Below are 19,501 nucleotides of genomic sequence, written 5' to 3'. Positions count from 1 at the left end.
CGCTGCCCGGCCAAAACCGGACAGGCTTGATATGCTGTTCATTTCACCCCCGACAGACAAAGCAGACTAGTGAAACTCGCCACCTGGAACGTCAATTCCCTGAAAGTGCGCCTGCCGCACGTCATCGACTGGCTCGCCGACAACCCGGTCGACGCGCTGTGCCTGCAGGAGCTGAAGCTCGACCAGGACAAGTTTCCGGTCGCCGAACTGGAAGCCGTCGGCTATCACGCCGCCTGGTCCGGGCAGAAGACCTACAACGGTGTCGCCATCCTCACCCGCGCCCCGCAGCAGCCGCAGGACGTGATCGCCGGCATTCCCGGCTATGACGACCCGCAGCGCCGCCTGCTCGCCGCCACCGTCGGCGACGTGCGCGTCATTTCGGCCTACTGCGTCAATGGCGAGTCGCTGAGCAGCGACAAGTATGCGTACAAGCTCGACTGGTATGCACGGCTGGCAGATTTCGTTGCCGACGAGCTGAGCCGGCATCCGCGGCTGGCGCTGGCCGGCGACTTCAATATCGCACCGGACGATCGCGATCTGTACGATCCGGCCGGCTGGGCCGGTCAGGTGCTGTGTTCGGACGCGGAGCGGGCCGCCTTCCAGCGCCTGCTCGGTCTGGGACTCAGTGATGCGTTCCGGCAGTTGAACGACGAGGCCGGCTGCTACTCGTGGTGGGACTACCGCCAGGGCATGTTCCGCCGCGACAAGGGGCTGCGCATCGACCATGTGCTGCTGTCGGCGCCGCTGGCGGCCGGACTCGACGCGTGCGTGATCGACAAGACGCCGCGTCGCTGGGAGCGCCCCAGCGACCACGCGCCTGTCGTCGCCTCGTTCTAGCGGAACAGGGCGAAGTCGATGCCGGCCGGCCGGCCACTGATGATGTCGGCCAGCAGGCGGCCGGACCCCGGGCCCTCGGTCCAGCCGAGCGTGCCGTGGCCGGTATTCAGGAACAGGTTGCCATAGCGGCGCACCCGGCCGATCAGCGGCACATTCGATGGCGTCGACGGCCGCAGTCCGGTCCAGTACTGCGGCCGGGTGTAGTCCGCCGCATCCGGGAACAGCGCCTGCGCCCGGGTGGTCAGCGCCGCGCAGCGCACCGGGTCCAGGTGACTGGAGTAACCGCTGAGTTCTGCCGTGCCGGCCACGCGCAGGCGGTCGCCAAGCCGCGAGAACACGATATGGTGGGATTCGTCGGTGATGCTGAGCTGCGGCGCCCGCGACGGGTCGCTCACGGCAAAGGTGGCCGAATAGCCCTTGGTCGGATACACCGGCAGGTGCACGCCCAGCGGCTGCGCCAGCAGCGGTGAATGGCTGCCCAGCGCCAGCACGTAGGCATCGGCATGTTCGCTGCGATAGAAGCCGTCCGGCCCGGTCACCGACACGCCGGTCAGTTGCTGCCCGTCATGCTCCAGCGCATTGATGCGGGTGTTGAACAGGAAGCGGACCCCGTTGTCGGCACACAGGGCAGCCAGCTTGCGGGTGAACAGACCGGCGTCGCCGCTCTCGTCGTCCGCACAGTAGGTCGCGCCGGCCAGGGTCGGTGCAACGTTCGCCAGCGCCGGGTCGAGCGCGGCCAGTTCCCCCGGCTCGACCAGGCGGCGGTCGATGCCGAACGGGCGCATCCACTCGGCGCATTCGGCGGCGTGGTCCAGTTCCTTGCGGGTCTGGTACAGGCAGACAATGCCCCGGGTGCACTGGTCATAGTGGATGCCGGTTTCCTCACGCAGCGCCTGCAGGCTCTGCCGGCTGTACAGGCCGAGCGCCAGCATCTGGCTCATGTTCCGCCGCAGGCGGCTGTCGCGGCACTCGAGCAGGAAGCGCACGCCCCAGTCCCACTGCCGCGGGTCCGGCTTCGGCCGGAACAGCAGCGGTGAATCAGCCCGCCCCAGCCAGCGCAGGATCTGCAGCGGCGCGTCCGGCGAGGCCCACGGCACCGACTGGCTGACCGAGATCTGGCCGCCATTGGCAAAGCTGGTTTCCAGCGCGGCGTCGCCCTGGCGGTCGATCACGACCACCTCGTGCCCGGCCCGGGACAGATACCAGGCTGTGCATACGCCGACCACGCCGGCGCCCATCACGATGACTTTCATTCCTTGTCCGTAAACCTTGTCCGCGTTACCGGGGGGCACTGCCCGCCGCCGGCTCCAGCGAATACACGGTCTTGCCGCGCAGACGGAAGCGCGGATTGGCCTGGTGGAAATTCTCCGAGTGGCCGACAAACAGCAGGCCATCCGGGCGCAGCAGCGGCGCAAACTTGTTAAGGACTTCCAGCTGGGTCGCGCGATCGAAATAGATCATCACGTTGCGGCAGAAGATGGCATCGAAGCCGCTCTTCAGTCCCCAGCTCACCGGTGATTCGATCAGGTTGATGCGGCAGAAGCGCAGGCGCTCGCGCAGCGCCGCCTTTGCCTTGCCACGGCCATCGGGCAGGCGGTCGAAGTAGCGGGCCGACAGCCCCGGCGGCAGCTTGGCCAGCACGTCGGCGGCATACACGCCTTCCGCTGCCGTCTTCAGCACCTGGGTATCCAGGTCAGAGGCGACCACTTCGATGCGCGGCGCCCGCGCCATGCCGGAGACGGCTTCCAGCGCGGTGATGGCGATCGAGTACGGTTCCTCACCGGTCGACGCCGCGCTGCACCAGATGCGCAGCTCGGTGGCGCCGGCGGCCGCACGGGCCTTCAGGTGTTCGGCCAGCAGCGGGAAATGATGCTCTTCGCGGAAGAAGTAGGTCAGATTGGTCGTCAGCGCGTTGACGAACAGCTCCAGTTCGCTACGACCGGCCGGCGATTCCAGCAGATCCAGGTAGACGGCAAAGCCGCCGAGCCCGAGGCTGCGGATGCGCTTGACCAGCCGGCCATAGACCATGTCCTTCTTGCTGACGTTCAGCGAAATGCCCGCATAGTGGCGAATGGCGTTGCGGATGCGTTCGAAATCACGCTCGGTAAAATCGAACTCACGCGAAAAAGCGGACGAGGCGGACGGCAGGGAAGAGGCATTCATACAGGCGGTTCGATCCCGGTTAGACAACGATCACAAACGAAAAGCCCAAGCAAGCTTGGGCTTTGCTAAAGGGAATATCGACCACGAATGATATCCCCTTGATGTCCAGTCAGTAAGAGGCTTACACCGAGAACGACGACCCGCAACCGCAGGTCGAGGTGGCATTCGGATTCTTGATCACGAACTGCGAGCCCTCGATGCTTTCCTGATAATCGATTTCCGCGCCGACCAGATACTGGTAGCTCATCGGATCGATCAGCAGCGTGACGCCACCCTTCACGAACTGGGAGTCGTCTTCGTTGGCGATTTCGTCAAAAGTGAAACCGTACTGAAAACCGGAGCAACCGCCGCCGGTCACGAAGACGCGCAGCTTCAGATCAGGGTTGCCTTCTTCTGCGATCAGTTCGCTCACCTTGGACACCGCGCTGTCGGTAAAAACGAGCGGCAGCGGCATTTCGGTTACAGCGTTCATGTGTTCCATCTCCAGTAAACGTCAAGATGGATTATCCGCTGTCGATCTGGCAAAAGCAACGAGGCCGGCAGTAGGGTTTTGCCATCAGGACAACGGCTTAGCGCCGTAGCCCCGATGGTGCCCCGGCTCAGGGCATCAGCGGCACGATATCCAGCCCGGCCGCCTCGTCGAAGCCGAACATCAGGTTCAGGTTCTGCACTGCCTGCCCGGCCGCGCCCTTGACCAGATTGTCGATGACGGACAGCACCACCACGGTATCCCCGCCCTGCGGCCGGTGCACGGCAATGCGGCACAGGTTGGCGCCGCGTACCGAACGCGTTTCCGGGTGACTGCCGGCCGGCAGTACGTCGACGAACGGTTCATCGTGATAGCGCAGCTCGAACAGTGCCTGCAGGTCGATGTCCCGGTCCAGCCGGCCGTACAGCGTGGCGTGGATGCCGCGCACCATCGGCGTCAGGTGCGGCACGAAGGTCAGCCCGACCGGCGCGCCCGACACCCGCGACAGGCCCTGACGGATTTCCGGCAGGTGGCGGTGCCCGGCAACGCCATAGGCCTTGAAGCTGTCGGTCGACTCGGCAAACAGCGCGCCGACCTCCGCCTTGCGCCCGGCGCCGGACACGCCGGACTTGCAGTCGGCGATCAGCGTCGCGGTATCGATGACGCCAGCCTCGATCAGCGGCAGGAAGCCCAGTTGCACCGCCGTCGGGTAACACCCCGGGTTGGCAATCAGCCGCGCATCGCGGATGGCCTCGCGGTTGACTTCCGGCAGCCCGTACACGGCCTCGGCCACCAGCGACGGCGCAGCATGCGTCATGCCGTACCACTTTTCCCATTCAGCGATATCGCGAATGCGGAAGTCGGCAGCCAGGTCGATCACGCGCACGCCGGCATCGAGCAAGGCCACCGCCTCGTTCATGGCGATGCCGTTCGGCGTGGCGAAGAACACCACGTCGCACTGCGCCAGCCCGGCCGACTCCGGCGCCGAAAACGCCAGATCGACCCGGCCGCGCAGGCTCGGGAACATGGCATCGACTCGCAGGCCGGCTTCCTTGCGCGAGGTAATGGCTTTCAACTCGACCCCGGGGTGCCTGGAAAGCAGGCGCAGGAGTTCGACTCCGGTATACCCGGTGCCGCCGACGATGCCGACCTTGATCATCTGATGTCCTTGAAAAGTAAATTTGCGTCGTAAAAAAGCAATAGTAACGCGCAATCGGCAATGAAAAAAGCCACCCGGAGGTGGCTTTTCTGGTGTCCCGCATTCTGCGAGCGATTAACGCTTGGAGAACTGTTTGCGGCGACGGGCCTTGTGCAGACCGACTTTCTTCCGTTCAACTTCACGAGCATCGCGAGTCACGAAGCCGGCGGCCGACAGGGTCGGCTTGAGTTCGGTCGAGAAGTCGATCAGAGCACGGGTGATGCCGTGACGCACAGCACCGGCCTGACCGGTTTCGCCACCACCGACGACGTTGACAAGGATGTCGAACGAGTCGAGATGTTCGGTCAGGGTCAGCGGCTGGCGGATCACCATGCGGCCGGTTTCGCGGGCGAAGTATTCGTCAACCGGCTTGCCGTTGACGGTGATCTTGCCCGAACCCTTGATCATGAACACACGTGCTACCGCGCTCTTGCGGCGGCCAGTGCCGTAGTAGTATTTGCCGTTCATTTACTGAGCCTCAGATTCAGATTGCCAGCGCCTTGGGCTGCTGCGCGGTGTGCGGGTGCTCGGTACCAGCGTACACCTTGAGTTTCTTGATCATTGCGTAACCAAGCGGACCCTTCGGCAGCATGCCCTTGACGGCTTTTTCCAGAACGCGCTCAGGGAACTGGTTTTGCAGTTCGGTGAAGTTGCGCTCGTAGATGCCGCCCGGGTAGCCGGTGTGACGGTAATACTTCTTGTCGAGTGCCTTGTTGCCGGTCACACGCAGCTTGTCAACGTTGACGACTACGATGTAGTCGCCGGTATCGACGTGCGGAGTGTATTCCGGCTTGTGCTTGCCACGCAGGCGGTGGGCGATCTCGGCGGCCAGGCGGCCGAGCACCAGGTCAGTAGCGTCGACGACGAACCAGTCGCGCTTCACCTCATGCGGCTTGGCAGAGAAGGTCTTCATGGATCTCTTCCAGTCGAAATTCTTGAAAGCTGCCGATTCTATACAGCCGCCCTGCCACTGTCAAACCGCGACGAGAGAAGGAAACAGGGAAATTGCCCGAAAAATCGCGGGCTTGCGGGCGATCGCCCGTCAACGCCGCCCGCTGGGCGCTTTCGCGACGCAACATCGTCGATACCGCAGCATGACCGCCCCGGAATGGCGGGAAAAAAAAGCGCAACCGGCGTTGCCAGCTGCGCATAAGTTCCACCTAAATAAGGAGGATGGAGGAGACAACACCAAAACGCCATATTGCATGGAACGTCTTGATGCACTGCAAATTATGGTAATGCCTTACGCACTTGGCAAGGCTTTTTTGTGCAGTGCAGTATAACTGTCTCCGTTTCACCGGATTCGTGCCCTTTGCCGGCTCAGACCCGCCTGGCCTCCAGCACGCCGGGCACGTCCTGCACCCGCGCCAGCACCCGTTGCAGATCCGCCACCTGCCTGACTTCCAGCGTGAACCGCATGCGGGCGTGGTGGTCGCGGCTCAGCGTGTTGACCGCGGTGACATTGAGTTTTTCGCGCGACAGCACATCGGAAATGTCGCGCAGCAGGCCGGAGCGGTCCATGGCCATGACTTCGAGGTCGATGGCGAACACGCTGCCTTCCTGACGCCCCCAGTCGGCGGCGATCAGCCGCTCGGGCACGCTGGCCGACAACCGCTTCAGGGTGACGCAGTTGGCGCGATGGATGGACACCCCGCGTCCGCGGGTCACGAAGCCGACCACCGGGTCCGGCGGAGCCGGCTTGCAGCATTTGGCCAGTACCGTCATCAGGTTGTCGACGCCCTCGATCAGGATGCCGCCGGCGTCATGCTCGGCCCGGCTCTTGTGCACCAGGTCTTCCGGCGCCATCTCGCCCGGCGTTACCGGCACGAAGGCATTGATCGCGTTCTGCACCGCGCGCATCGACAGCTCGCCATGACCGAGCGCGGCGTACATCTCTTCCGGATGGGCAAAATTCAGCCGGTCGGCCACAGCCTCGATATTCGGGTTGACCGCCGGCGGCAGCTTGGACAGTTCCTTCTCGAACAGCGTGCGCCCGGCGTCGATCGCCACGTGCGCGTTCTGCTGGCGAATGTACTGGCGGATCTTGCCGATCGCCTTGGAGCTCTTGACCCAGCCATCGTGCAGCCAGTTGATCGACGGCCCGCCTTCCTTGACCGTCATGATCTCGATGCGCTGGCCGTTTTCCAGCGGCGTCGACAGCGGCACGATCTGGCCGTCGATCTTCGCCCCGCGGCAGCGGTGGCCGAGGTCCGAATGCACGGCATAGGCAAAGTCGATCGGCGTCGCACCGGCCGGCAGGCTCAGCACCCGCCCCTGCGGGGTCATCACATAGATGGTGTCGGAGAACAGCGCAGTCTGGAAGGCATTGGCCAGCCCTTCTTCCTTCTCGCCGACTTCTTCCCGCCAGTCGAGCAGCTGGCGCAGCCAGGCGATCTTGGCCTCGTACTGCGCATCGCCCTGCCCGCCCTCCTTGTAGCGCCAGTGCGCAGCCACACCGAATTCGGCATGCTCGTGCATGTCGAAGGTCCGGATCTGCACTTCGACCACCTTGTCCTGCGGGCCGATCACGGCGGTATGCAGGCTCTTGTAGTCGTTCGCCTTCGGGTGGGAGATGTAGTCGTCGAACTCGCCGGGAATCGGCTGCCAGATACTGTGAATAAGACCGAGCACGGTATAGCAGTCGACGGTACGGTCGACCAGCACCCGCACGGCGCGGATATCGTACAGCTCGCTGAAATCCAGATGCTTCTTGCGCATCTTCTTCCAGATCGAATAGATGTGCTTCGGCCGCCCGGCGACGTCGGAATGGGTAATGCCGGCCTTCTGCAGTTCCTGCCGCAGGGTCGACAGCACATCCTCGATATACTGGATGCGCTCGACCCGGCGCTCGTCGAGCAGCCGGGCGATCTTCTTGTAGTTGTCCGGTTCCAGGTGACGGAAAGCCAGATCTTCCAGTTCCCACTTGATCTGCCAGACCCCGAGGCGGTTGGCCAGCGGCGCGAAGATATCGTAGGTTTCCTGGGCGATCAGCCGGCGGGAACGTTCGTCCGCTACTTTGGACAGCCAGTGCATGGTCTGGGTGCGCCAGGCCAGCTTGATCAGCACGATGCGGATGTCGGCCACCATCGCCAGCAGCATCTTGCGCATGACCTCGGCCTGCTGCGAGCGCGCCTCGGGCGACACGTGCTCGTCGCGGCGGCCCAGCTCGGCAATGCGCGACAGGCGGCCGACACCGTCGACCAGATCGGCAATCTCCTTGCCGAATTCCCGGGTCAGCCATGGCAGGCAATCGTCGCGATACTGGGGTGCACCGGCCAGCAGGGTGGCGGCGATGGTCGAGGCCGGCAGGTTGAGGTCGGCGATGATCGCGGCGGACGACACCGCATGACCAAAGGCATCCTCACCGGTCAGCGGGATGATTTTGCCGGCGTACAACTCGCGGGCGGCGCGGAAGGCGCGTTCGAGGACCACCAGCTCGTCGGGAGACAGTCCGGACTTGACTCCGGCCAGCCAGGCGTTGGGATCGGCGGCATCGGCTAAAGAATCTGCAAGCGGGCGTGTGACGGAAACCATAGAGTGCTTATGCGTATCCTGCGCAAATCAGGCATTGGCCCTGGGTACAACGCAGCCGGCCGGTGCGGGCGCCGTTTCCGGTCGCGCCGCAAGCCCACCACGTTAGGTAAAAAAGGTTGCCATTGTAGGACGGGAATCCCGCTTCCGGCAGTTTAATCCCTTTGGCGGTTCATGGCCCGCACCACGCCAGACGGTGTCAAAACAGCATGCCGGATGGCGCATCAAGCAGGCGGCGTACCGGCGCCGGCAGGCCCATGGTCAGCGCTTCCGCCGGCAGGAACCAGCCCTGCCGCCCATCCTGCCGTTCTCCGTGTGCGGCAACCCGTACCGGCAGCGGCAAGGCCAGCAGGCGGAAATGGGTGAACACATGCTCGATTTCGTGCCAGGCCGGTTCGATCTGATCGACTTTAAAATCATACTGCGCGGCAGCTGCGTCGACGGCATCGCTGGACGCCAGCTCCGGCAGGCTCCACAGCCCGCCCCAGATGCCGCTTTCAGGCCGCCGTTCCAGCAGAACGCGTCCGCGGCTGTCCCGCGCCAGCAGCCACACCGCATCCCGTGTCGGCTGCGCTTTCTTCGGTCTGGGCGTCGGCAGGCTGCCGACCCGGTCATCCCGCAGCGCGACACAGTCGGCCGCCAGCGGACAGCGGCCACAGGCCGGCTTGCCCCGGGTGCAGACCAGGCTGCCCAGGTCCATCAGGCCCTGGGTATAGGCCACCATATCGGCCGATGCCGCAGGCAGCAGCGACTCCGCCAGCGTCCACAGCCGGTTTTCGACCGCCTTTCCGCCGGTAAAGCCTTCGATGCCGCCCCAGCGTGCCAGCACGCGACGAACGTTGCCGTCCAGAATCGCGCGCCGCTCACCCCGGGCAAACGCGCAGATCGCCGCCGCGGTCGAACGGCCGATACCCGGCAGATCGAGCACCTGCTCGAAGCGCTGGGGAAATACGCCCTCATGCTCGGTCACGATGCGCTGCGCCGCCTTGTGCAGATTGCGTGCGCGGCTGTAGTAGCCGAGTCCGCTCCACAGCGCCAGCACTTCGTCCAGTGCCGCACGGCCCAGCTCGCCCACGGTCGGGAAGCGCGCCATGAAACGCGGGTAGTAATCGAGCACGGTTGCAACCTGGGTCTGCTGCAGCATGATTTCCGACACCCAGACCCGGTACGGGTCGGCGACCTGCCATGGCAGCCCGCTGCGGCCGTGCCGGCGCTGCCAGTCAACAAGACGGGTGGCGAAGGCGCTCATGATTCAATCCCCAGTGCGCGCAACAGGCCGCGCGCCTTGTGCCGCGTCTCGTTCAATTCACGTTCCGGATCGGAATCGGTGACGATGCCGCCGCCGGCCCGGAAGCGCAGCCGGTCGCCTTCGCGCATGAAGCTGCGGATCAGGATATTGCAGTCGAGGCTGCCGTCACGATTGATGTAGCCGAGACTGCCGGTATAGGCGCGGCGCGGCGCGGTTTCCAGTTCGCGGATGATCTGCATGCAGCGCACTTTCGGGCAACCGGTGATGGTGCCGCCGGGAAACAGGGCGCGAAATACGCCGGCCGGTCCGACCGCATCACGCAGGCGGCCGCGCACGCTGGATTCAATATGGTGGACAGTCGCGTAACTGGCCACGCTCATCAGCTCGTCGACCTCGACACTGCCCGGCACGCAGACCCGGCCCAGATCGTTGCGTTCAAGGTCAATCAGCATCACATGCTCGGCGCGCTCCTTGCGGTCGGCAATCAGCCGCGCCTTCAGCGCGGCGTCCTCGACCGGATCGGTCGCGCGCGGATGAGTGCCGGCAATTGGCCGGGTGTCGATGACCCGTTGCGGCGACACCCGGGCCAGCCGTTCCGGTGACGAGCTGACGATCTGCCAGTCGCCAAAATCGGCCAGTGCTGAGAACGGCGCCGGATTGGCCTGGCGCAGTGCGGCAAACACGTCGGCCGCACTGGCACCGGCATTCAGGCGGGCACGCCACTCGCGCGACACATTGACCTGGAAGACATCGCCTTCACGAATATAGTGTTTGATGCGTTCGACCGCATCGACATAACGCCCCGGCGCATCCTCCTCCAGCGCCAGCAGCTGCAGCGGGGCGGGCTGCCAGGCCGGCGCCGCGTCGACCTGTGCGGCCAGCTCGGCCAGTTGCGCAGCAGTTTCCGCCACCAGCGTCGCCGTGCCGGCGGCACGGTCGACCACGATGGCGGCAGGCACGCGCACCAGCGCCGCCAGCGGGAAGGCATCGGCAATCGGTGCCGGCACGCGGGGCTCGAAGGTGTGCAGCATTTCGTAGCCGAGATAGACGAACCAGCCACCGACAAACGGCAGGCGCGGGTCCGGCCGTTCGATCGCCCGCAATTCCAGCGCGGCCAGATCGGCGAGCAGGCGGGCGCCGTCACCATCAAAATACAACTGCTGCGCCTGCGGCAATGCGAACAGAATATCGAAGCCGCTGTCGGCGGACGACTGCAGCAGGAAAGGAAATGACTGCGGTGCGCCAGCGGTCAGCGCGAGCAGGTCCGGCACGGCCGGCAGAGAACGGGTAAGCAGCATGTCCTCATCCACGATGGCAGGCCCTGAAGAAAACGGCCGAGCCTATCATGGCATGCGCTGCTGTCAACGGCTGCGGACGCATGCCGTCAAGGCAAACGGCACCACAAAGGGTGCCGTCAGTCTGCCCGCACCTCCCGCGATGAAGAGCGGATGGGCGAAGCGGGGGCGGAGGGTGCCGGGGTCACGGTGCCCGCCTTTATCCGCTTACAGGCCGGCGTCGGCGCGCAGCGCGGCGGCCTTGTCGGTTGCTTCCCAGGTGAATTCCGGCTCTTCACGGCCGAAGTGACCATAAGCGGCGGTCTTGGTGTAGATCGGGCGCAGCAGGTCCAGCATCTGCACGATGCCCTTCGGGCGCAGGTCGAAGTGGCGCTTGACCAGTTCGACGATCTGCTCGTTCGGGATTCGGCTGGTGCCGAAGGTGTCGACCGAAATCGACGTCGGCTGGGCGATGCCGATCGCGTAGGACACCTGGACCTGGCACTGGCGGGCCAGACCGGCGGCGACGATGTTCTTCGCCACGTAGCGACCGGCATAGGCGGCCGAGCGGTCGACCTTGGACGGATCCTTGCCCGAGAACGCGCCGCCACCGTGCGGCGCAGCGCCGCCGTAGGTATCGACGATGATCTTGCGGCCGGTCAGGCCGCAATCGCCCATCGGGCCGCCAATGACGAAACGGCCGGTCGGGTTGATCAGGAATTTGGTGTCGCGGGTCAGCATTTCAGCCGGCAGCACCGGCTTGACGATGTCCTCGATAACCGCTTCGGTCAGCATGGCATGATCGATATCCGGCGAGTGCTGGGTCGACAGCACCACGGTGTCGATCGACTTCGGCAGGCCGGTCTCGCTGTCATAGACGCAAGTGATCTGGCTCTTGGCATCCGGACGCAGCCACGACAGGCGGCCGTCCTTGCGCAGTTCGGCCTGACGCTGCACCAGACGGTGCGCGTAGTAGATCGGGAACGGCATCAGCGTTGGCGTTTCGTCGCAGGCATAGCCGAACATCAGCCCCTGGTCACCGGCACCCTGGTCGAGATCGAGGCCCTGGCCTTCATTCACGCCCTGGGCGATATCGGGCGACTGCTTGTCGTAGGCGACCAGCACCGCGCACCCCTTGGCATCGAAGCCGAGATCCGAGCTGTTGTAGCCAATGCGACGGATGGTGTCGCGGGCGACCTGGATATAGTCGATGTTCGCATGCGTGGTGATCTCGCCGGCCAGCACTACCAGCCCGGTATTGACCAGGGTTTCGGCCGCGACACGCGCGTGACGGTCCTGGGTAAAGATCGCGTCCAGGATCGCATCGGAAATCTGGTCGGCGACTTTGTCCGGGTGTCCTTCGGAAACGGATTCAGAGGTAAAGAGGTATTCGCTCACAAGGATTTCCTGAAATCGGGAGATCGGAACGTTTAGAATACGTGGTTTGATTCGTATCCGTCACGCTCCCCTATCATGTCAAACCTGCTCTCTGCCCTGGTCTGGCTGATCAGCCGTCTCCCGCTGGGTGCGCTTCAGCGCATCGGTTGGGTCAGCGGAAGACTGGCACTCGTCCTCTCTCCGCGCTTCGGACAGAAAACCCGCAACAGTCTGAAACTGGCGGGTTTCGCAGAAAATGCGCCCGATTATAGGCGTTTAATTCGCGACAGTGCAGCCCATACCGGCATGTCGGCGCTGGAGCTGGCAGCGGCCTGGTGCCAGGACACGCGCCGGGTCGCCGGCATGGTCCGTGCGTGCCAGGGCTGGGACGCGGTCGAGGCGTCGATCGCCGCCGGTCGCGGTCTGCTGTTCATCACCCCGCACCTCGGCGCCTACGACATCGCCGGCCGCTATCTGGCCAGCCGGCTGCCGGTGCCGCTGACCGCCATGTTCCGTCCGCCCAAGGTCAAGTGGCTGCAGCCGCTGATGCAGCGTGGCCGGATCCGCGACAACGGCAATACCGCACCGGCCACGCCGGCCGGCGTGCGCCAGATCATGAAGGCGCTGAAGCACGGCGAGGCGACCATCGTGCTGCCGGACCAGGTGCCTGGCAGCGGCGAAGGTCTGTGGGTGCCGTTCTTCGGCCAGTGGGCCTACACCATGACGCTGGCCTCGCGCCTCGGCGAGATGAAAGACGTCGACACCTATTTCTTCTACGGTCGCCGGCTGCAGATCGGCGAAGGCTTCGAGGTCCGCATCCGGCCGCTGAGCGTGCCGTTCACCGGCGACCGCTACCAGGACACCCGCCGCATCAATGCCGAGGTCGAGGCGCTGGTGCGTGAAGCGCCCGAACAATATTTGTGGGGCTACAGTCGTTTCAAACACCCGGCCGGCGCCGACGAGCGCCCGACCACGGACGTCCCTCTGGAGTAACCGCCACGTGCGTTTTGCCTTTTTCATTCTCTGGCTGCTGCATTTTCTGCCGCTGTCCGCCATCAATGCCATCGCCCGGCCGGTCGGCTGGCTTGCCTACCACCTGGTCGCGCCGCGTCGCCGCGTCGGCCGCCGCAACCTGGAGGCCTGCTTTCCCGACTGGACCCCGGCTGCACGCGACCGCCTGCTGCGCGATCACTTCCACGCCATGGCGCGCTTCATGCTCGAATACGGCATCGTCTGGTACTCCCCCGATGCACGCTTCAGGGAACTGGTCAGCTACAAGAACCTGCACTACCTGACCGACCTGAAGGACGAGAACGTCATCATCCTGTACCCGCACTTTGTCGGTTTTGAAATGTGCGTCTACCGACTGAACCAGGATGTGCCACTGGTCAGCATCTACGCGCGGCAGAAGAACGAAGTGCTCGACCGGCGCATCTACCAGGGCCGGCAGCGCTTCAGCAACGCCAAGATCATTTCCCGCACCGAAGGGCTGCGCCCGCTGCTGAAGGCGATGAAGGACCACACGCCACTGCTGTACCTGCCCGATCAGGACATGGGCGCCAAGGAAGCGGTTTTCGTGCCATTCTTCGGCGTACCGGCAGCCACCATTACCGCGATGAGCCGCATCGCCCGCCTGACCCGGGCCAGGATCGTGCCGGTCATCCCGCGCCGGGTCTCGCCGGACCGGTACGAACTGGAAGTCTTCCCACCGTGGGACGACTTCCCGTGCGGCGACGAGACCGAAGACGCCGCCCGCATGAATGCGTTTATCGAAGCGCGCGTCCGCGAGCAGCCGGAGCAGTACTTCTGGCTGCACAAGCGCTTCAAGACCCGGCCGGACGGCGACAAGCCGTTCTACTGACATCACGCCCCGCAAAACGGAAGCCGCCATGATCGACCTGTACTACTGGACCACCCCGAACGGCCACAAGATCACCCTGTTCCTCGAGGAAACCGGTCTCGACTACACCATCAAGCCGATCAACATCGGCGCCGGTGAGCAGTTCGCGCCCGACTTCCTCGCCATCGCCCCGAACAACCGCATTCCGGCCATTGTCGACCACGCACCGGCCTTCGGCCGCGGCCCGGTCAGCGTGTTCGAATCCGGTGCGATCCTGATGTACCTGGCGGAGAAAACCGGCCAGCTGCTGCCGGCCGACCCGCACCGGCGGCTCGCCGCGACCGAATGGCTGTTCTGGCAGATGGGCGGCTTCGGGCCGATGCTTGGACAGAATCACCATTTCAGCCAGTTCGCACCCGAGAAAGTGCCGTACGCCATCGAGCGCTACCAGAAGGAAACCGAGCGCCTGTACGGCGTTCTCAACCGGCGTCTGGCACTGCACGAGTTTCTGGCCGACGAGTTCTCGATCGCCGACATCGCCTGCTACCCGTGGGCCGTGCCGCACCAGAAGCAGCACATCGATCTGGCCGACTATCCGCACGTGCAGCGCTGGTTTGACGCCATCGCCGCCCGACCGGCCACGGCCCGTGCCTACGCCCTGGCCGAAAAGGTGAATCCCGCCCGTTAGCTCTTGTATTCAAACCCGATAAGTGGCTATTGAAAACCGTTCTCACTCATGCAAGAATGAGAACGTATTTCATTCACTGGGTGACCTCCATGTACGTGTGCGTGTGCAAAGCGGTAACCGATCGCCAGATACACAGGGCAGTCGAGAACGGTGCGTCCACCTTGCGCGAACTGGCCCAGGATCTCGGCGTCGCCACCCAGTGTGGAAAATGCGCGAAATGCGCCCATTCGGTGCTGTGCGAAGCGAAAGCGCAACAGCAATCGTCACGCCAGACTGTTCTGCTGCAACCCATGGGCGCCCGCCTGCCACTGGCTGCCTGATCCCGCCCGCGCCCCCCATTCCTGTGCCCGCACTGACCCTTCGTGAGTGCGGGCATGGCTGTGTGTGCCGTAATGACTGATAATGCATGCTGGATTTCCGGATGGGAGAACACTATGCAAGGCAACCCGCAAGTCATTGCCGCCCTCAACGGCGTGCTCAAGTACCAGCTCACGGCGATCAATCAGTCATTCCTGCATGCCCGCATGGGCCGCAACTGGGGCTACAAGCTCCTCGACCGCGCCGAATACAAGTGGTCGATCAAGGCGATGAAGCACGCCGACGAAGTGATCGAACGCATCCTGTTCCTCGACGGCCTGCCCAACCTGCAGGAACTCGGCAAGCTGTTCATCGGTGAAACCGTGCCGGAAATGCTGTCCTGTGACGAGAAGCTGATCCACGGCGGCCTGGCCGACATGCGCAAGGCGATCGCACTGGCGGAAAGCGAGCAGGACTACGTGACCCGCGACATCGTGACCGAGCTGCTGGAAAGCGAAGAAGAGCAGCTGGACTGGACCGAAACCCATCTGGGCCTGATCGGCGCCGTCGGCCTGCCGAACTTCCTGCAAAGCCTGACCGGCGACAACGAATAAGGAGAACACCATGCAAGGCAGTGCAAAAGTCATTGGCGCCCTCAACCACCTTCTGGTTGGCGAGCTCGCCGCACGCGACCAGTACTTCATTCACTCCCGCATGTATGAGGACTGGGGCTACGGCAAGCTGTTCGAGCGCATCGAGCACGAAATGCAGGAAGAAACCGAGCATGCGGCCTGGCTGATCCGCCGCATCCTGTTCCTTGGCGGCACGCCGGCCATGGTGCCGTCGGCACTGAATATCGGCAGCGATGTGCCGTCGATGATGAAAAGCGACCTCGAACTCGAATACCAGGTCGTCCGCGATGTCCGCGCAGCCATGGGGACCTGTGAGCAGGAACATGATTACGTGAGCCGCGACATTCTGCTGAAGATGCTCGACGACACCGAAATGGACCATGCCCGCTGGCTGGAACAGCAGCTGCGCCATATCGACCAGATGGGTCTGGAAAACTATCTGCAGTCGAAGATCTGAAACGCAGTCATGGAAAAAGCGCCCCGCGGGGCGCTTTTTTCAACTCCGCCAGAGGCGGACAGGTCAGCCCAGGCGCATGCCACGGCGGTGCCAGAAATGGCGGCCGACAAAGCCCGGGAAAGCGAACACCAGGAACAGCGCCAGATTGGTTACATAGAACTGCCAGTTTTGCGGATGCACGGCCGATTGCCGGGCCTCGAGACCATAGGCCAGTACGGCGACCACGCCGAACATCACCAGCAGTTCCAGCGCCTGCCAGCCGGCATGCTTGGCCCTGGCCAGCGTCACGACGCCAAACAGTTTCCTGGAGACAAAGGGAAGATTCGCCGCCAGAAAGGCAACCAGCAGCAGCGCGACAACGTTCCAGTTCATCGGGGGCAGCCCAAAATGAAAGCAGCCGCCATCATGCCATAGACGGCGGCGTTCGGTGAGACGGGATCAGGCGGCGCCGAGGTTGCGGCCACCGCCGACAATGCTCTGCTTGCCGCCATCGCGGCCATAGGACAGCGTGCTGCCCTCGGACGACATCAGCGCCGAAAGCGCCTGATTGACATTCAGCAGGCGATCCGAGATCAGCTTGCCGTTCAGGTCATTGGCGGCACGGGCTTTTTCCGACACCAGTTCCAGGTGCTGCCAGATCGACAGCAGTTCCAGCCGGTCGGACAGCCAGCGGTACAGTGCCGTACGGCTGTCGATGCCGAAGGCGCGCAGTGCCTCGGCACGCAGACGGGCACTGTGATCGATCTGCTCAAGCAGCTCCAGCTTGCCGGAGGCGAACTTCTCGATATCGGCGATGTTGCCGCCGATCAGCGCACGCTGCTCTTCATCCAGCAGTTCGAGCATCTGTTCGAACTGCCGGGTTTCGGCAACGACCAACTCGGTCAGTGACTGGATCTGGGTATCGGTCATGAAGTGGACAACTTACAAAAAACGGAACGCTGTCAGCCCTGACTCTGCGTGGACAGCAGTTCCTGCGAGCTGCGGACCAGACCGTCGGCGATGCCTTCCGGATTGATCTTGTACTCGCCATTCGAAATGGCGGCTTTCAGCGACGCAACCTTCGCAGCATCAAAAGTCATTTCGCCGGCGCCGTCCTGGGCCAGCGACTGAATCTGGCTGGCAAGCGGGTTGATGGCCACACTCTCGCCGGCAGCAGACGGCGTCGTCAGCGACGGCTTGACCGGCTTGCTTCCGGCGTTGCCGCTCGGGGGTGCAGTATGCACCATGTTGGATTGGATTTTCATCGCATTGAGTCCGTGTATCGCCCTTGTTACAGCAGTTATCGGCGGATTGTCATCCAGCTTTAGCCTTTATTGTCTTGCCGTTACACAGTAGATCATTTCTTCAATACCTGATGGCAACGCTGCCGTCCGCGCGTGCCGTCCCGCGCAGAATCCGGCCGTTCGGCATGCGCACGCCGACCGACTGGCCCTCGCTGCCGGCGGTCATTGCCACCCCCTGCGCGGACACATTGAATGCCGGGTTGTCCGCCACGATGCGGACCGGCTGCCCCTGGCGAACAACCAGCGGCAGGGCCAGCATTTCCCGCCGCAGCATGAGGCCCGGCACGACCGTGCGCGCCATCGGCTTGCCGACCACGTCCTCGATCCGGGCGAACGCGCCGAGCGGCACATTGCCGTCGCGCGATTCGACCAGCTCCAGGTCCTCGGCGACCAGCTTCTGCCCGGTGGCCACCGTGCGCTTGATCATGACCACGGTCTGGCTCGGAATCGCCCGCACCGGCAGCCGGATCGACCACTTCGGTGACACGCAGGAAATTTTCACTCCACGGGCGGCCTCGCGGCCGGGACCATCCCAGGCATAAACCGGCGACGGGCAGGCAGGCAGGCCCAGCCTGCGGTCAAGCTGACCGTAGCTGAGCCGCACCGCCGCGCCCTGCCAGCCCTGCAGCGCGAACGCGCGCGCCTGCGCCTCGATCAGGGCGATGTCCTGGCGCGAGGCCAGGACCGGAAGCGCCGGGAAAACCGACAACAACAGAAACAGCGACAATCTGGACATGCGCGGATTGTAGCGTTCGAGCCGCCGCAGACTCAAACCCGCGACGGCCGGTCAGGCGTCGATGTGTTCGGACAGGTAGCGCTTGATCAGCTCGGCACTGGCATCGACCACCTCGACCCGCTTCGGCAGGGCTTCGATATTGTCCAGCCCGGCCGGTCGAGCCGGCTTGCGCCCCAGCGCCTCGACGATGGTGTCCTCGAACTTCGCCGCCTGCGCGGTTTCCAGGCACACCATCGGCACGCCGCCCTCCCGCCATTCCTCACCGACCTTCAGCCCGTCGGCGGTATGGGTGTCGATCACCACGCCATAGCGGGCATCGGTGCGACGAATGGTCTCCAGCCGGTCGGCATGCGTGCTCTTGCCGGACAGGAAGCCGAAGTCGGCAATGCGGGCGAATGCCGGCGTGCCGGCCAGATCGAACCCTTCACCGGCATCCACCCGCGCCCACATCCCGGCTACGGCCTTCGGATCGCGGCCGACCAGATCGAACACGAAGCGCTCGAAGTTGCTGGCCTTGGAAATGTCCATCGACGGGCTGGACGTGATATGGGTATCGGCCGTGCCACGCGGACGGTAGCGGCCGGTACGGAAGAATTCGTCCAGCACGTCGTTTTCGTTGGTGGCAACCACCAGGTGGCGGATCGGCAGCCCCATCATCCGCGCAATGTGACCGGCGCAGACATTGCCGAAGTTGCCCGACGGCACGCTGAAGCTGACCTGCTCGTCGTTGCCGGCCGTGGCGGCGAAATAGCCCTTGAAGTAGTACACCACCTGCGCCACGACCCGCGCCCAGTTGATCGAATTGACCGTGCCGATCTTGCGCCGGGCCTTGAACACGTGATCCCGGCTGACGGCCTTGACGATATCCTGGCAGTCGTCGAATACGCCGCGCACCGCCAGATTGTGAATGTTGTCATCCTGCAGGCTGTACATCTGCGCCTGCTGGAACGGGCTCATCAGACCGTACGGGCTGAGCATGAACACGCGGATATTGTGCTTGCCGCGCATCGCGTACTCGGCGGCCGAACCGGTGTCACCGCTGGTGGCGCCGAGAATGTTCAGCGACTCGCCGCGCCGGCCGAGCACGTACTCGAACAGGTTGCCGAGGAACTGCATCGCCATGTCCTTGAACGCCAGAGTCGGGCCGTTGGACAGTTCGAGAATGCACAGGCCCGGTTCCAGCACTTTCAGCGGCGTGATGTCGGCCGAGCCGAACACGTCTTCGCGATAGGTGTCGAGCACGATGCGGCGCAGGTCGTCGGCCGGAATGTCGTCGGCAAACAGGCGGATGATCTCGAAGGCCAGTTCCGGGTAGGACAGCGCACGCCATGTGTCGAGCGTCGCCCGGTCCACTTGCGGGTAGCTTTCCGGCAGGACCAGCCCGCCATCCGGGGCCAGGCCCATCAGCAGGATGTCGGAGAAAGGGGCCGGCGCCATGCCGCCACGGGTGCTGATATATTTCATGATGTC

23 protein-coding genes are annotated in these 19,501 nt (G+C 64.0%); 8 read left to right on the top strand and 15 right to left on the bottom strand.

The window, feature by feature from the left end; genetic code table 11:
• Nucleotides 1-69: 69 nt before the first annotated feature.
• Nucleotides 70-837: an exodeoxyribonuclease III gene (gene xth, locus ACYVG8_RS16285; protein ID WP_028497958.1), complete on the top strand. Its 768-nt coding sequence runs from the start codon at nt 70-72 to the stop codon at nt 835-837.
• Here xth and ACYVG8_RS16280 read toward each other — a convergent pair.
• The 6 genes from ACYVG8_RS16280 to rplM form a co-directional block, all read right to left on the bottom strand.
• Nucleotides 834-2,090: a D-amino acid dehydrogenase gene (locus ACYVG8_RS16280; RefSeq protein ID WP_028497959.1), complete on the bottom strand. Its 1,257-nt coding sequence runs from the start codon at nt 2,088-2,090 to the stop codon at nt 834-836. The genes xth and ACYVG8_RS16280 overlap by 4 nt on opposite strands.
• Before the next feature lie 25 nt (nt 2,091-2,115).
• Nucleotides 2,116-3,000: a CheR family methyltransferase gene (locus tag ACYVG8_RS16275; protein ID WP_051528627.1), complete on the bottom strand. Its 885-nt coding sequence runs from the start codon at nt 2,998-3,000 to the stop codon at nt 2,116-2,118.
• Nucleotides 3,001-3,121: 121 nt separating this feature from the next.
• Complete coding sequence (gene erpA, locus ACYVG8_RS16270) at nt 3,122-3,472, bottom strand: iron-sulfur cluster insertion protein ErpA (protein WP_028497961.1); 351 nt, start codon at nt 3,470-3,472, stop codon at nt 3,122-3,124.
• A gap of 127 nt (nt 3,473-3,599) precedes the next feature.
• A complete protein-coding gene (gene argC, locus ACYVG8_RS16265; RefSeq protein WP_107888771.1) occupies nt 3,600-4,628 on the bottom strand; it encodes an N-acetyl-gamma-glutamyl-phosphate reductase in 1,029 nt (342 codons plus the stop codon).
• 114 nt (nt 4,629-4,742) lie between these two features.
• Nucleotides 4,743-5,135, bottom strand: coding sequence for a 30S ribosomal protein S9 (rpsI, locus tag ACYVG8_RS16260; RefSeq protein WP_028497963.1), 393 nt, complete (start codon nt 5,133-5,135; stop codon nt 4,743-4,745).
• 16 nt (nt 5,136-5,151) lie between these two features.
• Nucleotides 5,152-5,580 carry a 50S ribosomal protein L13 gene (rplM, locus tag ACYVG8_RS16255; RefSeq protein WP_028497964.1) on the bottom strand — a complete coding sequence of 143 codons (429 nt, stop codon included), beginning with the start codon at nt 5,578-5,580 and terminating at the stop codon, nt 5,152-5,154.
• Between rplM and ACYVG8_RS16250 the strand changes: the two genes are divergently transcribed.
• Nucleotides 5,579-5,950 (top strand): hypothetical protein, encoded by a 372-nt coding sequence (locus ACYVG8_RS16250; protein ID WP_146744995.1) that lies wholly within the window; start codon nt 5,579-5,581, stop codon nt 5,948-5,950. The two genes, rplM and ACYVG8_RS16250, sit on opposite strands and share 2 nt — an antisense overlap.
• Nucleotides 5,951-5,987: 37 nt before the next feature.
• Here the strand turns inward: ACYVG8_RS16250 and ACYVG8_RS16245 are convergent, their stop codons facing one another.
• From ACYVG8_RS16245 to metK, 4 genes are all read right to left on the bottom strand, one after another.
• Nucleotides 5,988-8,201: a RelA/SpoT family protein gene (locus tag ACYVG8_RS16245; protein ID WP_107888772.1), complete on the bottom strand. Its 2,214-nt coding sequence runs from the start codon at nt 8,199-8,201 to the stop codon at nt 5,988-5,990.
• A gap of 196 nt (nt 8,202-8,397) precedes the next feature.
• Nucleotides 8,398-9,447, bottom strand: coding sequence for an A/G-specific adenine glycosylase (gene mutY / locus ACYVG8_RS16240; protein WP_460746295.1), 1,050 nt, complete (start codon nt 9,445-9,447; stop codon nt 8,398-8,400).
• Nucleotides 9,444-10,745 (bottom strand): aminodeoxychorismate synthase component I, encoded by a 1,302-nt coding sequence (locus ACYVG8_RS16235; protein ID WP_460746294.1) that lies wholly within the window; start codon nt 10,743-10,745, stop codon nt 9,444-9,446. The genes mutY and ACYVG8_RS16235 overlap by 4 nt, the downstream gene beginning before the upstream one ends.
• Before the next feature lie 204 nt (nt 10,746-10,949).
• A complete protein-coding gene (metK, locus tag ACYVG8_RS16230) occupies nt 10,950-12,119 on the bottom strand; it encodes a methionine adenosyltransferase (protein ID WP_028497968.1) in 1,170 nt (389 codons plus the stop codon).
• A gap of 75 nt (nt 12,120-12,194) precedes the next feature.
• On the opposite strand from metK, the gene ACYVG8_RS16225 reads away from it, so the two are divergent.
• From ACYVG8_RS16225 to bfr (ACYVG8_RS16200), 6 genes are all read left to right on the top strand, one after another.
• Nucleotides 12,195-13,091: a lysophospholipid acyltransferase family protein gene (locus ACYVG8_RS16225; RefSeq protein WP_028497969.1), complete on the top strand. Its 897-nt coding sequence runs from the start codon at nt 12,195-12,197 to the stop codon at nt 13,089-13,091.
• 7 nt (nt 13,092-13,098) lie between these two features.
• Nucleotides 13,099-13,959 carry a lipid A biosynthesis lauroyl acyltransferase gene (locus ACYVG8_RS16220; RefSeq protein ID WP_028497970.1) on the top strand — a complete coding sequence of 287 codons (861 nt, stop codon included), beginning with the start codon at nt 13,099-13,101 and terminating at the stop codon, nt 13,957-13,959.
• A 28-nt stretch (nt 13,960-13,987) separates the two neighbouring features.
• The gene (locus tag ACYVG8_RS16215; RefSeq protein ID WP_051528628.1) at nt 13,988-14,626 is read left to right on the top strand and encodes a glutathione binding-like protein; all 639 of its coding nucleotides are present in this window, start codon (nt 13,988-13,990) and stop codon (nt 14,624-14,626) included.
• Between the two features lie 89 nt (nt 14,627-14,715).
• Nucleotides 14,716-14,946: a bacterioferritin-associated ferredoxin gene (locus ACYVG8_RS16210; protein ID WP_028497971.1), complete on the top strand. Its 231-nt coding sequence runs from the start codon at nt 14,716-14,718 to the stop codon at nt 14,944-14,946.
• A 114-nt stretch (nt 14,947-15,060) separates the two neighbouring features.
• Complete coding sequence (gene bfr, locus ACYVG8_RS16205; protein ID WP_028497972.1) at nt 15,061-15,537, top strand: bacterioferritin; 477 nt, start codon at nt 15,061-15,063, stop codon at nt 15,535-15,537.
• A 10-nt stretch (nt 15,538-15,547) separates the two neighbouring features.
• On the top strand, nt 15,548-16,012 hold the full coding sequence (gene bfr, locus ACYVG8_RS16200; protein ID WP_028497973.1) for a bacterioferritin: 465 nt from the start codon (nt 15,548-15,550) through the stop codon (nt 16,010-16,012).
• A 63-nt stretch (nt 16,013-16,075) separates the two neighbouring features.
• Here bfr (ACYVG8_RS16200) and ACYVG8_RS16195 read toward each other — a convergent pair whose 3' ends face one another.
• From ACYVG8_RS16195 to thrC, 5 genes are all read right to left on the bottom strand, one after another.
• Entirely contained in the window at nt 16,076-16,384 is a 309-nt protein-coding gene (locus ACYVG8_RS16195; RefSeq protein ID WP_028497974.1) for a DUF2818 family protein, read from the bottom strand.
• Nucleotides 16,385-16,450: 66 nt separating this feature from the next.
• Nucleotides 16,451-16,921, bottom strand: coding sequence for a flagella synthesis protein FlgN (locus ACYVG8_RS16190; RefSeq protein WP_028497975.1), 471 nt, complete (start codon nt 16,919-16,921; stop codon nt 16,451-16,453).
• A 32-nt stretch (nt 16,922-16,953) separates the two neighbouring features.
• Nucleotides 16,954-17,256, bottom strand: coding sequence for a flagellar biosynthesis anti-sigma factor FlgM (gene flgM, locus ACYVG8_RS16185; protein ID WP_233495152.1), 303 nt, complete (start codon nt 17,254-17,256; stop codon nt 16,954-16,956).
• Nucleotides 17,257-17,356: 100 nt separating this feature from the next.
• Complete coding sequence (gene flgA, locus ACYVG8_RS16180) at nt 17,357-18,031, bottom strand: flagellar basal body P-ring formation chaperone FlgA (RefSeq protein ID WP_146744996.1); 675 nt, start codon at nt 18,029-18,031, stop codon at nt 17,357-17,359.
• A gap of 51 nt (nt 18,032-18,082) precedes the next feature.
• Nucleotides 18,083-19,495 (bottom strand): threonine synthase, encoded by a 1,413-nt coding sequence (thrC, locus tag ACYVG8_RS16175; RefSeq protein ID WP_460746290.1) that lies wholly within the window; start codon nt 19,493-19,495, stop codon nt 18,083-18,085.
• Nucleotides 19,496-19,501: the final 6 nt, after the last annotated feature.

The sequence above is a fragment of the Microvirgula curvata genome (assembly GCF_054781615.1).
Note: the sequence above shows the minus strand (reverse complement) of the source record. Positions and strands in the feature narration are given on the sequence as shown.

Excerpts from the sequence above, each read along its gene's own strand:
- ACYVG8_RS16245 (WP_107888772.1), bottom strand. The coding sequence starts at position 8,201 with ATGGTTTCCGTCACACGCCCGCTTGCAGATTCTTTAGCCGATGCCGCC.
- flgA (WP_146744996.1), bottom strand. The coding sequence starts at position 18,031 with ATGTCCAGATTGTCGCTGTTTCTGTTGTTGTCGGTTTTCCCGGCGCTT.
- flgM (WP_233495152.1), bottom strand. The coding sequence starts at position 17,256 with ATGAAAATCCAATCCAACATGGTGCATACTGCACCCCCGAGCGGCAAC.
- mutY (WP_460746295.1), bottom strand. The coding sequence starts at position 9,447 with ATGAGCGCCTTCGCCACCCGTCTTGTTGACTGGCAGCGCCGGCACGGC.
- ACYVG8_RS16210 (WP_028497971.1), top strand. The coding sequence starts at position 14,716 with ATGTACGTGTGCGTGTGCAAAGCGGTAACCGATCGCCAGATACACAGG.
- ACYVG8_RS16225 (WP_028497969.1), top strand. The coding sequence starts at position 12,195 with ATGTCAAACCTGCTCTCTGCCCTGGTCTGGCTGATCAGCCGTCTCCCG.
- ACYVG8_RS16280 (WP_028497959.1), bottom strand. The coding sequence starts at position 2,090 with ATGAAAGTCATCGTGATGGGCGCCGGCGTGGTCGGCGTATGCACAGCC.
- bfr (WP_028497972.1), top strand. The coding sequence starts at position 15,061 with ATGCAAGGCAACCCGCAAGTCATTGCCGCCCTCAACGGCGTGCTCAAG.
- thrC (WP_460746290.1), bottom strand. The coding sequence starts at position 19,495 with ATGAAATATATCAGCACCCGTGGCGGCATGGCGCCGGCCCCTTTCTCC.
- rplM (WP_028497964.1), bottom strand. The coding sequence starts at position 5,580 with ATGAAGACCTTCTCTGCCAAGCCGCATGAGGTGAAGCGCGACTGGTTC.
- ACYVG8_RS16275 (WP_051528627.1), bottom strand. The coding sequence starts at position 3,000 with ATGAATGCCTCTTCCCTGCCGTCCGCCTCGTCCGCTTTTTCGCGTGAG.
- ACYVG8_RS16250 (WP_146744995.1), top strand. The coding sequence starts at position 5,579 with ATGGATCTCTTCCAGTCGAAATTCTTGAAAGCTGCCGATTCTATACAG.
- ACYVG8_RS16215 (WP_051528628.1), top strand. The coding sequence starts at position 13,988 with ATGATCGACCTGTACTACTGGACCACCCCGAACGGCCACAAGATCACC.
- rpsI (WP_028497963.1), bottom strand. The coding sequence starts at position 5,135 with ATGAACGGCAAATACTACTACGGCACTGGCCGCCGCAAGAGCGCGGTA.
- ACYVG8_RS16235 (WP_460746294.1), bottom strand. The coding sequence starts at position 10,745 with ATGCTGCTTACCCGTTCTCTGCCGGCCGTGCCGGACCTGCTCGCGCTG.
- erpA (WP_028497961.1), bottom strand. The coding sequence starts at position 3,472 with ATGAACGCTGTAACCGAAATGCCGCTGCCGCTCGTTTTTACCGACAGC.
- argC (WP_107888771.1), bottom strand. The coding sequence starts at position 4,628 with ATGATCAAGGTCGGCATCGTCGGCGGCACCGGGTATACCGGAGTCGAA.
- ACYVG8_RS16195 (WP_028497974.1), bottom strand. The coding sequence starts at position 16,384 with ATGAACTGGAACGTTGTCGCGCTGCTGCTGGTTGCCTTTCTGGCGGCG.
- bfr (WP_028497973.1), top strand. The coding sequence starts at position 15,548 with ATGCAAGGCAGTGCAAAAGTCATTGGCGCCCTCAACCACCTTCTGGTT.
- ACYVG8_RS16190 (WP_028497975.1), bottom strand. The coding sequence starts at position 16,921 with ATGACCGATACCCAGATCCAGTCACTGACCGAGTTGGTCGTTGCCGAA.